The 12,244-nt window shown below is 71.0% G+C and carries 13 protein-coding genes; 7 read left to right on the forward strand and 6 right to left on the reverse strand.

Annotated features, from left to right (window positions below; translation table 11 throughout):
- Positions 1 to 16 precede the first annotated feature (16 nt).
- Positions 17 to 586 (reverse strand): ArsR/SmtB family transcription factor, encoded by a 570-nt coding sequence (locus JAN01S_RS05000; RefSeq protein WP_068314594.1) that lies wholly within the window; start codon positions 584 to 586, stop codon positions 17 to 19.
- Between the two features lie 234 nt (positions 587 to 820).
- Here JAN01S_RS05000 and rplM point away from each other — a divergent pair, with 234 nt between their 5' ends.
- Positions 821 to 1,264, forward strand: coding sequence for a 50S ribosomal protein L13 (rplM, locus tag JAN01S_RS05005; RefSeq protein WP_068314598.1), 444 nt, complete (start codon positions 821 to 823; stop codon positions 1,262 to 1,264).
- Between the two features lie 30 nt (positions 1,265 to 1,294).
- Complete coding sequence (gene rpsI, locus JAN01S_RS05010; protein WP_068314604.1) at positions 1,295 to 1,807, forward strand: 30S ribosomal protein S9; 513 nt, start codon at positions 1,295 to 1,297, stop codon at positions 1,805 to 1,807.
- A 178-nt stretch (positions 1,808 to 1,985) separates the two neighbouring features.
- Here the strand turns inward: rpsI and JAN01S_RS05015 are convergent, their stop codons facing one another.
- Positions 1,986 to 3,122, reverse strand: a complete 1,137-nt coding sequence (locus JAN01S_RS05015) for a glutamate--cysteine ligase (protein WP_068314611.1) — start codon at positions 3,120 to 3,122, stop codon at positions 1,986 to 1,988.
- Between the two features lie 110 nt (positions 3,123 to 3,232).
- Here JAN01S_RS05015 and glmM point away from each other — a divergent pair, with 110 nt between their 5' ends.
- Positions 3,233 to 4,582, forward strand: coding sequence for a phosphoglucosamine mutase (gene glmM / locus JAN01S_RS05020; protein WP_068314617.1), 1,350 nt, complete (start codon positions 3,233 to 3,235; stop codon positions 4,580 to 4,582).
- Positions 4,583 to 4,607: 25 nt separating this feature from the next.
- Here the strand turns inward: glmM and JAN01S_RS05025 are convergent, their stop codons facing one another.
- From JAN01S_RS05025 to JAN01S_RS05035, 3 genes are all read right to left on the reverse strand, one after another.
- Entirely contained in the window at positions 4,608 to 4,961 is a 354-nt protein-coding gene (locus tag JAN01S_RS05025; protein WP_068314618.1) for a nuclear transport factor 2 family protein, read from the reverse strand.
- Entirely contained in the window at positions 4,958 to 6,031 is a 1,074-nt protein-coding gene (locus JAN01S_RS05030) for a Glu/Leu/Phe/Val dehydrogenase dimerization domain-containing protein (RefSeq protein WP_068314707.1), read from the reverse strand. Before JAN01S_RS05030 ends, JAN01S_RS05025 begins: the two co-directional genes overlap by 4 nt.
- Before the next feature lie 63 nt (positions 6,032 to 6,094).
- Positions 6,095 to 6,610 carry a beta-class carbonic anhydrase gene (locus JAN01S_RS05035; RefSeq protein WP_068314619.1) on the reverse strand — a complete coding sequence of 172 codons (516 nt, stop codon included), beginning with the start codon at positions 6,608 to 6,610 and terminating at the stop codon, positions 6,095 to 6,097.
- Between the two features lie 213 nt (positions 6,611 to 6,823).
- Between JAN01S_RS05035 and JAN01S_RS05040 the strand changes: the two genes are divergently transcribed.
- From JAN01S_RS05040 to JAN01S_RS05055, 4 genes are read left to right on the forward strand one after another with little or no spacing between them, the layout of a single operon-like run.
- Entirely contained in the window at positions 6,824 to 8,131 is a 1,308-nt protein-coding gene (locus JAN01S_RS05040) for an extracellular solute-binding protein (protein WP_068314709.1), read from the forward strand.
- The gene (locus JAN01S_RS05045; RefSeq protein ID WP_068314624.1) at positions 8,128 to 9,078 is read left to right on the forward strand and encodes a carbohydrate ABC transporter permease; all 951 of its coding nucleotides are present in this window, start codon (positions 8,128 to 8,130) and stop codon (positions 9,076 to 9,078) included. The genes JAN01S_RS05040 and JAN01S_RS05045 overlap by 4 nt, the downstream gene beginning before the upstream one ends.
- Before the next feature lies 1 nt (position 9,079).
- Complete coding sequence (locus JAN01S_RS05050; protein WP_068314627.1) at positions 9,080 to 9,937, forward strand: carbohydrate ABC transporter permease; 858 nt, start codon at positions 9,080 to 9,082, stop codon at positions 9,935 to 9,937.
- Positions 9,938 to 9,968: 31 nt separating this feature from the next.
- The gene (locus JAN01S_RS05055; RefSeq protein WP_068314630.1) at positions 9,969 to 11,222 is read left to right on the forward strand and encodes an ABC transporter ATP-binding protein; all 1,254 of its coding nucleotides are present in this window, start codon (positions 9,969 to 9,971) and stop codon (positions 11,220 to 11,222) included.
- A gap of 50 nt (positions 11,223 to 11,272) precedes the next feature.
- Here JAN01S_RS05055 and JAN01S_RS05060 read toward each other — a convergent pair whose 3' ends face one another.
- Positions 11,273 to 12,244 (reverse strand): PfkB family carbohydrate kinase, encoded by a 972-nt coding sequence (locus JAN01S_RS05060; RefSeq protein ID WP_068314633.1) that lies wholly within the window; start codon positions 12,242 to 12,244, stop codon positions 11,273 to 11,275.

The raw sequence follows: 12,244 nt of genomic DNA on the forward strand, positions 1-12,244 counted from the left end.
CCTAGGTCGGTCGGGGTCAGGACCGGCGGGGCAGGGGCGTGAGGGCGACGACGGCCGTCACGCGCCGCGCGCCGGGGGTGCCGGCGCCGCGCCGCCGGTAGCGCTCGAGGACGGCACCCAGCTCGGCCCGCAGCGCGCTCAGTTGGGTCTCGTCGACGAGCACCTCGCCGTCGTCGATGCCGCACTCCTCCTGCCACACGAGCGGCCAGGAGACCTGCGCGTCGATCCACGCGTGCTGGCGCTGGGCGTGGTGGTCGACGAGGTCGTGGGCGAGCCAGAGCGCGTCGGCGAGGTCCTCGGCGTCGTCGATGGCGCTCACGGCGACGGAGGTGTCGACACCGCTGCCCTCGTCCTCCTCGCTCGCGGCCCACACCCGCGAGCGCCCGTCACCGAGCCCGGTGTCCTCGACGAGACCCGCCTCCGCGAGGACCCGGGTGTGGTAGCTCGTGGCGCCGGTGTTGGTGCCCAGGGCGCGGGCGAGGTCGGCGGCCGTCGACCCGCCGTGCAGGCGCAGGTGGGCCAGGATGCGGGAGCGAAGGGGGTGGGCCAGGAGCCGCCAGGTCGCGCTGCGGGGGTCGTCGGTCACCCGTCCACGATTGCACAAGTATTGTGCAATCTCCATGACGCGGGCGCGTGAGGCGCGCGCGACGAGGGCGAATCCCCCTTCGTATCAAGGGTTTTGGTGCTCCTCGACGGATTTCGGCGACCACCGCGACCTCCGTAGAATGGAACCCAGCGGCGCCGCGTCCTCGGGACGTGCGGCGCCACCCCTTCGCCCGGTGCAAGGGGTCAGTCATCAGACGAGCAGAAGGCACCACACATGCGTACCCACTCCACCAAGGGCGGTGACATCACCCGTCAGTGGCACATCATCGACGCCACGGACGTGGTGCTCGGCCGCCTCGCCAGCCAGACCGCCATCCTGCTGCGCGGCAAGCACAAGACGACCTTCGCCCCCCACGTCGACACGGGCGACTTCGTCATCATCATCAACGCGGACAAGATCGCGCTGACCGGCGCCAAGGCCGAGCAGAAGCGCGCCTACCGCCACTCGGGTCACCCGGGCGGTCTGTCCTCGATGAACTACACCGAGATGCTGGAGAAGCACCCGACCCGCGCCGTGGAGAAGGCCGTCCGCGGCATGCTCCCGCGCAACACGCTCGGCCGCCAGCAGCTGTCGAAGCTCAAGGTCTACGCCGGTGCCGAGCACCCGCACGGCGCCCAGCAGCCCACCCCCTACACGATCTCGCAGGTCGCGCAGTAAGCGCGCCCCAGAAGGAACTGAGGAATTACCGTGGCTGAGACCACCGACAACACCGAGGTCCTCGAGGCCGACGAGCCCGAGCTGACCTCCTACACCTCCGAGTCCGACGGCCCCGTCGCCGCGACCGACGAGCCCGTGCGCCGCCCCTCCGCGTCGGCCCCCGGCTCCGCGACCGGCCGCCGCAAGCAGGCCATCGCCCGCGTCCGGATCGTCCCGGGCACCGGCGAGTGGAAGGTCAACGGGCGCACGCTCGAGGACTACTTCCCGAACAAGGTCCACCAGCAGATCGTCAACGAGCCGCTCGTCGCGCTCGAGCTCGACGGCGCCTACGACGTGCTCGTGCGCGTCCACGGCGGTGGCCCCTCCGGCCAGGCCGGTGCCGTCCGCCTCGGCGTCGCCCGCTCGCTCAACGGCGTCGACCCCGAGCTGAACCGCGCGACCCTGAAGAAGGCCGGCTACCTCACCCGGGACGCCCGCGTCCCGGAGCGCAAGAAGGCCGGTCTCAAGAAGGCCCGCAAGGCGCCGCAGTACAGCAAGCGCTGATCCACGGATCACGTCACGAAGGGCGTCGCACACCTCACGGTGGCGGCGCCCTTCGTCGTGCCCGGACCGCGCATCCGCCCGGGGAAATGCGCGCTCAGGTGCCCGGGACCGCGCATCCGCCCGGGGAAGTGCGCGCTCGGGTGCCCGGGACCGCGCATCCGCCCGGGGAGATGCGCGCTCAGGGACGAAGGGGGCGCCCGGCCCGCATCTCCTCGACGAGCGACCGGGTCACCTCGACGAGGTCGCCGTCGTGCTGCGCGGCGACGGCGAGCTGGCGCTGGTAGCTCGCGCCCGCGCGGATGATGTCCTCGACGGCGGCGAGCTCATCGGCGCAGCCCAGGCGCCGGGCGATCGGGGCCAGACGCTCGAGCAGGTCGTACAGCTCGTCGGTGACCAGGCGCTCACGGTTGCGCGAGTCGAGGATGATGATCGCGTCCATGCCGTAGCGGGCGGTGCGCCACTTGTTCTCCTGCACGTGCCACGGCGGGAGCGTCGGGATCGTGCCCCCGTCGGTGAGCCGGTCGTCGAGGTGGACGAGCAGGCACTGCGTGAGGGCCGTGATGGCCCCGATCTCGTGGAGCGTGGGCACGCCGTCGCAGACCCGCACCTCGAGCGTGCCGAGGTGCGGCGCGGGGCGCAGGTCCCAGCGCACCTCCTTGAGCTCGTCGATGACGCCCGTGACGAGCAGGTCGTCGACGTAGCGCTCGTACTCGCCCCAGGTGTCGAACTGGAAGGGCAGCCCCGCGGTCGGCAGCTGCTGGAAGAGCAGCGCCCGGTTGCTCGCGTAGTCGGTCGGGACGCCACCCCACCACGGGGACGACGCGGACAGCGCCTGCAGGTGCGGGGCGTACGTGAGCATGCCGCCGAGCAGGGGGAGCACCTTGTCGCGGTGGGTGACGCCGACGTGCGTGTGCACGCCGTAGATGACCATCTGGCGGCCCCACCAGCGGGTGCGGTCGATGAGCGTGGCATAGCGCTCGCCCTCGCTGACCTGCTGGCTCTCCCAGCGGGCGAAGGGGTGCGTGCCGGCGCTCATGAGCTCCAGACCCAGGTCATCGGTCAGGGAGCGCAGCCGGTCCACGCTCGTGGACAGGTCGGCGAGGACCTCGGGGACGTCGCGACAGACGCCCGTGACGATCTCGACGGTGTTGGTCAGCAGCTCGCGGTGCACCTTGGGTGCCAGGTGCTCCTCGGCGCGCAGCGGCTCGACGACGCTCTCGGCGAGCGGCACGAGGTCCAGGGTCTCTCGATCGACGAGCGCGATCTCCCACTCGACGCCCAGCGTGGGCCCGTCGGACGGGCAGTACTCGATCATGGTGGCCTCTCGACGCCCGGACCTGCGGTTCCCCAGCCTAACCAGCGGGTATCGTCTCTGGCGCCCGCCACCGCGCGACATGCGGCGGGTTCCCCACGGAAGGTTGCCCCATGTCCCGACTCTTCGGCACCGACGGTGTCCGTGGCCTCGCCAACGGCGAGGTCATCACCGCTGACTTCGCCCTGCGCCTGTCCCAGGCGGCGGCTCGCGTCCTGCGCGATCCCGAGGGCACGGAAGGGCGGCGACCCGTCGCGGTCGTCGGTCGCGACCCGCGCGCCTCAGGTGAGTTCCTCTCCGCCGCCGTCGTGGCCGGTCTGGCCAGCAGCGGCATCGACGTGCTCGACGCGGGCGTCGTCCCGACGCCGGCGGTGGCCTTCCTCACCGCGGAGGTGCACGCGGACTTCGGCGTCATGCTCTCGGCCTCCCACAACGCCATGCCGGACAACGGCATCAAGTTCTTCGCCACCGGCGGGCACAAGCTGCCGGACGCAGTCGAGGACGCCATCCAGGCGGCCATGGACGAGCCGCCCGCCCGCCCGACGGGCGTCGACGTCGGTCGGGTCACGGTCATGGACGACGGCGGCACCCGCTACGTGCGCCACCTGCTCGACGCGGTCGAGCCGCAGCTCGAGGGACTGACCGTCGTCATCGACGCGGCGCACGGCGCCGCGAGCGAGGTCTCGCCCGAGGTCTTCCGCCTCGCCGGCGCCACGGTGCACGTCATCGGCGCCCGTCCGGACGGGCTGAACATCAACGACGGCGTCGGCTCGACGCACCTCGACCCGCTCAAGCAGGCCGTCGTCCAGCACGGGGCCGACCTGGGCATCGCGCACGACGGCGACGCCGACCGCTGCCTCGCGGTCGACGCCGAGGGCAACGAGATCGACGGCGACCAGATCATGGCGATCCTCGCCCTGGCGCTCAAGGACGACGGGGCGCTCGCCCACGACACCCTCGTCGCCACCGTCATGAGCAACCTCGGCCTCATCCGCGCGATGGAGGCCGCCGGCATCACCGTCGTGCAGGCCGGAGTCGGCGACCGCTACGTCCTCGAGGAGATGCGTCGCGGTGGGTTCTCCCTCGGCGGTGAGCAGTCCGGCCACGTCATCCTCTCCGAGCACGCCACGACCGGTGACGGTGTGCTCACCGGCCTCATGCTCGCCGCCCGCGTCGCGGGGACCGGCCGGTCGATCGCCGAGCTCGGCGCCGCGATGATCCGCATGCCCCAGGTCCTCATCAACGTCAAGGGCGTGGACAAGCACCGCGTCGACGGCGACGCAGGTGTGCAGGCAGCCGTCTCCGAGGTGGAGACCCTGCTCGCGGACGAAGGACGGGTCCTCCTGCGCAAGTCCGGCACCGAGCCCGTCGTGCGGGTCATGGTCGAGGCGTCGACGCACGAGCAGGCGCAGGAGTCCGCCGAGCGGCTGTCGGTCGTCGTCCAGGAGCGCCTCGCGCTCTGACGGTTCCCGCGCCGGGCGGTGCGCCTCAGACCGCCGGCGTGTCGAAGAAGGACCGCCGTGACGTCGCCCGGTCCTCCTCGTCGAGCACCCAGAAGTCGGCGAAGCCGACCCGGGCGGCGCTCCCGTCCTTGAGCGTGCCGACGAAGCGGCCGTGCACCGCCACCCGGCGCCCCTCGACGACGACCTCGTCGAGCTCGTGACGGCCGTCGGCGATGACCCGCTCGCCGCCGTAGAACTCGGCGAGCGCCGCCCTTCCCTCCATCGGGGCGTAGCCGGGTCGGTGGTAGACGGCGTCCTCGGCGAAGCAGCCGACGACGCCGTCGACGTCACCGGCGTCGACGAGCGCGTAGTAGCGGCGCGCCGCCTGCTCCGCGCTCACGCGACGATCTCGCGGCCGAGCGCCGCTGAGGCGCGCTGCAGGGCCGCCGCGACCGGCGTGATGCCCTGGGCCTCACCGGTCTCGAGCAGCCCGGTGACGCGCTCGCCTATGCGGTCGATCGCGGCCAGGGTCTCCTGCTCGCTCCAGCCGCTGACGCCGCCGTGCACCTGGACGACGCCGCCGGCGTTGGCGACGAAGTCCGGCACGTAGGTGATGCCGGCCGCGCGCAGGGCTTCGGCGCACCCGGGCTCGTCGAGGGTGTCGTTGGCCGCGCCGGCGATGATCCGTGCCGGGATCCGCTCGAGGGTGTCCCGGGTGACGACGCGGGCGACCGCGCACGGGGAGAAGACATCGGCGTCGTGGAAGGGTGCCGCGTCGGCGGCGACCGTCGCGCCACCGAGCTCGCGGGCCAGCTCCTCCGCCCGGGCCGTGTCGACGTCGGCGACCGTCAGTCGCGCGCCGTCGGCGTGGGCGAGCCGGGCGACCTCGGCGCCGACGCTGCCGACGCCCTGGACGACGACGTGCAGCCCGGACAGGCCGGCTGCGCCGTGGTGGTGGACCGCGGCGGCGCGCATCGCGGCGTGCACCCCGCGGGCGGTGAAGGGGGAGGGGCTGACCTCGTCGCAGAACGCGCGGGCGCCGCCGTCGTCGCGGATGGTCTGCATGTCCTCGAGGAGGGTGCCCATGTCGACACCGGGCACGTAGGTGCCGGCGGTGCGGGCGATCATCTCGCCGAAGCGCGCGAAGAGGGCGCGGCGCTCCGTCGAGCCCGGGGCGGGGGCGGCGCCCTCGAGCATGACGACGGACTTGGCTCCGCCGTAGGGCAGCTCGGCCAGCGCGTGCTTGAGGGTCATCGCGGCGGCGAGGCGCTGCGCCTCGCGCGCGGCGGCCTCGGTGGAGGGGTAGGCGCGGTAGCGCACTCCGCCGAAGCCGGGGCCGAGGGTCGTGTCGTCGATCGCGATGACGGCGCGCAGGCCGACGCGGTCGTCGCGGCAGGTGATCGTCTGCTCGCTCGCCCAGGGTTCGGCGATGAGCTCGGACGTCGGGGTGGGGGTCGTGACGGTGGTCATGCTCCCCATGGTGACAGGGGTCGTGTGACCCCCGTCACCCGGGGCCGGGCGTCGGTCGCCGGCTCAGAAGTGCTGCTGCAGCAGGCCCGTGTCGACGTCGTAGACGAAGCCACCGACCTTGGCGCGCTCGCCGATGAGCGGGTGGGTGCGCACGGCCGCGACGTCCTGGCGCAGCGCGTCGATCTGGTCGTGGACGACGTGGAATCCCTGCCACGAGGCGTCCTGGCCGGCGGAGGCGCCGACCTTCGCGCGGAGCTCGTCCTCGGAGGCGCTGCCCATCGCGCAGCGCGTGTGCGGGACGACGAGGATGCGCTCGACCTTGAGCAGGTGCACGCCGAGGACGAGCGCCTCGAGCGCGGCCGCGGTGACGCGCCCACCCGGGTTGCGGAAGATCTTGGCGTCTCCGGGCACCAGGCCGAGCATGCCGAGCGGGTCGATCCGGCTGTCCATGCAGGTGACGATGGCGACGCCGGCGTGCGCGATGCCGTCGAACCCGCTGAGCGCGAAGCTCTCCGAGAAGGTCTGGTTGGCGGCGATCAGGTCCGCGAAGTCTTCGGGGGCCGAGGGGGATGCGGGCATCAAGGTTCCTTTCGCAAGTGGTCCTTGCAATGTAGACCCGGCGGCGCGACCCCCTTCGTCGGCCCGGGTGAGCGGTCCGTCACGAAACCATCGCGGAGGTGAATTCGCCACGTCATAAACGTGGCACACACCACATCCGGGGTGTAGACAGATCCATGGGAGGCGACGTCGGCGACCCGCGGACGTCGCGTCCCGGACGAAGGGAGCGACGTGGTGACACGACGACGAGGGCGGTTGGCCTTCCTGCTGGCCGCGGCCACGGCCGCGAGCCTGGGTCTGGCGGCCTGCGGTGACGACGGCTCGAGCGGTGGCTCGACCCACCTGACCTGGTACATCAACCCCGACGGCGGTGGCTCCGACCCGGCCGGTGGCGGACAGGCGCAGCTGGCCAAGGAGTGCTCCGACGCCTCCGGCGGCACGTACACGATCGGCATCCAGCTGCTGCCCAACAGCGCGAGCGACCAGCGCCAGCAGCTCCTGCGGCGCCTGGCCTCGCAGGACAAGGGCGTCGACATCATGTCGATCGACCCGGTCTTCGTCGCGGAGTTCGCCGAGGCCGAGTTCCTCGCTCCCGTGCCCGAGGACAAGAAGGCGGAGTTCACCGACGACGTCGTGGACCCGGCCGTCACCAACGCGACGTGGAAGGACGAGCTGTACGCCGCTCCCTTCTGGGCCAACACGCAGCTGCTCTGGTACCGCAAGAGCGTCGCCAAGGAGGCCGGGCTCGACATGACCAAGCCGGTCACCTGGGATCAAGTCATCGAGGCGGCCAAGACCACCGACACCGACATCGGCGTCCAGGCCTCCCGCTACGAGGGCTACATGGTGTGGATCAACGCGCTCGTCGAGGGCGGCGGCGACCACATCGTCGAGAACCCCGGCGCCGACGGCAAGGAGCTGCAGTTCGGCCTCGACTCCGAGGGCGGCAAGAAGGCAGCGGAGATCATCCAGTCCGTCTCCTCGGAGGGCGTCGCCGGCCCGGCGATGGGCTCGACCGACGAGACGACGACGCTCGACATGTTCCAGACGGAGCGGGCCGGCTTCATGGTCAACTGGCCCTACGTCTACGCGGCGCTCTCCGGCGCCGAGGTCGAGTGGATCGACGACCTCGCGTGGGCGCGCTACCCGCAGACGACCGAGGGCACCGAGTCCAAGCCGCCGCTCGGTGGCATCGAGATGGGCGTGGCCGCCTCCTCCGACAACCAGGAGGCCGCCTGGGAGGCGGTCAGCTGCCTGACCTCGCAGGAGAGCCAGAAGGCCTACATGCTCGGCACCGGCAACCCCGCCGCGCGCAAGGCCGTCTACGACGACCCGGAGATCAAGAAGGACTTCCCGATGGCCTCCCTGATCCGCGAGTCCCTGGACGCCAGCGGCCCCCGGCCGCTCACGCAGTACTACGGCGACGTCTCGAGCGGCATCCAGCGCGAGTACAGCCCGCCCGGGTCCGTCGACCCGTCGACCACGCCGCAGCAGACGACGTCCCTGCTGCAGGACGTGCTGAAGGGAGATGCGTTGCTGTGAGCACCGTGACCGAGCCTGCGCGCACCGACCCGCCGACGAAGGGGGCGAAGCCGCGCCTGTCCGACCGGTCCCGGGCCGAGCAGCGCCTGGGCTGGAAGCTGGCGATGCCCGCCTTCGTCGTCATGCTGCTCGTCACCGCGTACCCGATCCTGCAGGCGGTGTGGAACAGCTTCTTCGCCTACCGGCTCACCGACCCGGAGAACCGGGAGTTCGTCGGGCTGAACAACTACGTCGTCTCGTTGAGCGACGGGGTCTTCTGGGACGCGATGAAGGCGACGGTCCTCATCACCGTCATCACCGTGATCGTCGAGCTGATCCTCGGCTTCATCATCGCCCTGGTGATGCACCGGATCGTGCTGCCCCGGCGCACGCTGCGCACGGTGGTGCTCATCCCGTACTCGATCATCACCGTCGTCTCCGGTTTCACCTGGCTGTTCATGTACCAGACCGACACCGGCTTCGTGAACCGCTGGACCAACTGGATCCCGGGGGTCGCCGACAACTACGACTGGTTCGGCAGCTTCTGGCCCTCGATCTTCGTCATCTGCCTCTCGGAGATCTGGAAGACGACCCCCTTCATGTCGTTGCTCCTGCTCGCCGGCCTGGCGCAGGTGGACACGTCGATGGAGGAGGCGGCCAAGGTCGACGGTGCGTCGTGGACGCAGGTGCTGTTCAAGGTGATCCTGCCGAACATGAAGGCCGCGATCATGGTCGCGGTGCTCTTCCGCACCCTCGACGCCTTCCGCATCTTCGACAACATCTTCATCATGACCGGAGGCGCCAACGGGACGAACTCCCTCTCCGGCTTGATCTATCGCCAGACGATCGACCGCACGGAGATCGGGCTCGGGTCGGCGCTGTCGGTGATCCTCTTCGTCTGCGTGCTGATCATCGCGGCGGTGTTCGTCCGAGGATTCAAGGTCGACCTGACCCAGGGGAGGAGCTGACATGGCCAAGGAATCCGCCAAGGGCACCGGGCTGTGGACCGCGCTCGCGGTCCCGATCATGATCTGGACCGTGCTGCCGCTGTTGTGGATGCTCTCGCTCTCGCTCAAGAGCGCGGACACCCTCGCCGACCCGGACTCGGCCTACTTCGGCAACTTCTGGCCCAAGGACCCGACGCTGGAGAACTACAAGCTGATCTTCACCGGCGGCGCGAGCGATCTCTTCATGCCGGCCCTGCGCAACTCGCTGATCGTCTGCCTGCTCGCGACCCTCATCTCGGTCGTGCTCGCGATGTTCTGCGCGTACGCGATCTCCCGGCTGGAGTTCAAGGGCAAGAAGATGATCCTCACGACGGCGCTGGCCGTCAGCTTCTTCCCCGTCGTCGCGATGGTGACGCCGCTGTTCGACGTGTGGAGCCGGGTCGGTCTCTTCGACACGATCCCCGGCCTGATCATCCCCTACCTCGCCCTGACGCTGCCGCTGTCGATCTGGACGATGTCGGCCTTCTTCCAGCAGATCCCGTGGGAGATGGAGCAGGCGGCCCAGGTCGACGGGGCGAGCAGCTGGCAGGCCTTCCGCAAGGTGATCATCCCGCTCGCCGCACCCGGCGTCTTCACCACGGCGATCATCACCTTCTTCACCGCGTGGAACGACTTCGTCTTCGCGATCTCGCTGACCTCCGACCAGGCCCGCACGGTCCCCGCCGCGCTCGCCTTCTTCACCGGGGCCAGCCAGTTCGAGCAGCCGACCGGCGCGATCATGGCGGCCTCGGTCGTCGTCACCATCCCCGTCGTCATCCTCGTGCTGATCTTCCAGCGCCGGATCGTCGCCGGCCTGACCTCGGGCGCCGTCAAGGGCTGACCCCCGCCTCACGAGAACTGGAGTACATCCCATGGCCGAGATCACCCTCAACAACATCGTCAAGCAGTACGGCGACGGCTTCCCGGCGGTCAACGACGTCAGCCTGGACATCAAGGACGGCGAGTTCATGATCTTCGTCGGCCCCTCCGGCTGCGGGAAGTCGACGCTGCTGCGCATGGTCGTCGGGCTCGAGGACATCACGAGCGGCGAGCTGCTCATCGACGGCAAGCGGGTCAACGACCTCTCGCCGAAGGACCGCAACCTGTCGATGGTCTTCCAGAACTACGCCCTCTACCCGCACCTGACGGTCTTCGAGAACATCGCCTTCCCCCTTCGCCTGGCCAAGGGCCAGCACACCAACGCCGAGATCGACGAAAAGGTGCGCATGGCCAGCTCGATGCTCGAGCTCGACGAGCACCTCGAGCGCAAGCCGGCGAACCTCTCCGGTGGCCAGCGTCAGCGCGTGGCGATGGGGCGGGCGATCGTGCGCGACGCCGACGCCTTCCTCTTCGACGAGCCGCTGTCCAACCTCGACGCCAAGCTGCGCGGACAGATGCGCACCGAGATCGCCCGGATGCAGCGCCGCATGGGCACGACGACGATCTACGTCACGCACGACCAGACCGAGGCGCTGACGCTCGGTGACCGCGTCTCGGTGCTCAAGAAGGGCGTGCTGCAGCAGTGCGCCAGCCCGCGCGAGCTCTACGACCAGCCGGTGAACCTCTTCGTCGCCGGGTTCATCGGGACACCGCCGATGAACTTCCTGCCGGCGGAGGTGAAGGGGGACCAGCTCGAGCTGCCGTTCTGCAGTGCCCCGCTGCCCGCGGCCGTCCGCGAGCGGGCCGGAGGCAAGGAGCTGCTCATCGTCGGCATCCGGCCCGAGCACATCAAGGACGCCGATCTCGGCGACGTGCCCAACGGCGGGGTGAGTTTCAGCGCGCCGGTCGACCAGACGGAGTGGCTCGGCAACGAGCAGTACGCGTACGTGCCGTTCGGCGTCGAGGGCGACGTCAAGGACAAGCTCGACGAGCTCGACAAGGAGCTCGACGGCGAGGGAATGCGCACCCAGATGGTCATCAACCTCGACCCGCGCTCGCGGGTGCGCGAGGGGGACGACGGCAACTTCGTCTTCGACCCGGCGCTCATGCACGTCTTCGACCCGGAGACGGGCGACTGCCTGACGCGCGACGACGACAAGGCCGCCGAGATCGCCAGGCAGTCCGAGGAGGACCGGCAGCGGGCCCTGGAGCGGGCCCGCTCGCGCGAGGCCCAGCAGCCCGCCTAGCGTCACCGGCCCGGCGGCTGGGCATCTCACCCCGGCCGCTGGGCCTCCGGTCACCGCCCCGGGCGGCTGGGCAACCCGAGCTCGGCGCGGGTCGGTGGCTGCGCGCCGGCCCGGGAGACGGTGTGGGCCGAGGCCGCGAGACCGCGCTCGACGGCCTCGGACAGCACCTGTCCGCGGGCGCCGTGCAGGCGTGACTTGGCATCCGCGCCGCCGAGCAGGCCGGCGTCGAGCAACCCGGAGAGCAGACCTGACATGAAGGCGTCGCCCGCGCCGACGGTGTCGACGACCTCGACCCGGTGCGCGCGCAGGGTCGTGCGCCGCCCGGACGGCAGCAGCACCAGCGCGCCGCGGGCGCCGAGGGTGCACACCGCCAACACCGGCCCGGCGTCGCACCAGGCCCTCAGGTGGTCGGCGATCTCGTTGTCGTCGAGTGATCGCCCGGCGAGCCACTGCAGGTCCTCGTCGCTCGCCTTGACGACGTCGGACACCGCGATGCGCCGCGCGACCTCGTCGCGGGCCAGCTCCTGGTCCGGGAAGAGGTCCGGGCGGATGTTGGGGTCGTAGGAGACGGTACGGGTCCGGGCGGCGCCGGCCATCGCCGAGAGCACGTCGACCCCGCCCGGGGGCTTGAGGGCGCCGATCGACCCGGTGTGCAGGTGGCCCGTGGTCTCCGGCAGGGGCGGCAGGCGCCAGTCGAGGTCGAAGGAGTAGGTGGCGGCACCGGTCTCGTCGAGGGTGGCGGTCGCCGTCGAGGTGTCGACGGCGGTGTCGCTGCCGGGGGCGAGGACGACACCCGCCTCCGTGAGGTGCTCACCGATGACGGCCCCGTGGGCGTCCCGGGCCAGGTGCGTCGCCAGGCTGACGGGGTGGCCGAGCCGGGCCAGCCCGACGGCGACGTTGAGCGGGCTGCCGCCCACGTGCTCCTCGCGGCTGCCGTCCGGTCGGACGACGACGTCGACGAGTGACTCGCCGACGACGAGCGTCGGGGCGGGTGTGGGCTGACGACGCCGCAGGCCGACCAT

Source organism: Janibacter anophelis NBRC 107843 (assembly GCF_001570945.1).
Taxonomy (GTDB): domain Bacteria; phylum Actinomycetota; class Actinomycetes; order Actinomycetales; family Dermatophilaceae; genus Janibacter; species Janibacter anophelis.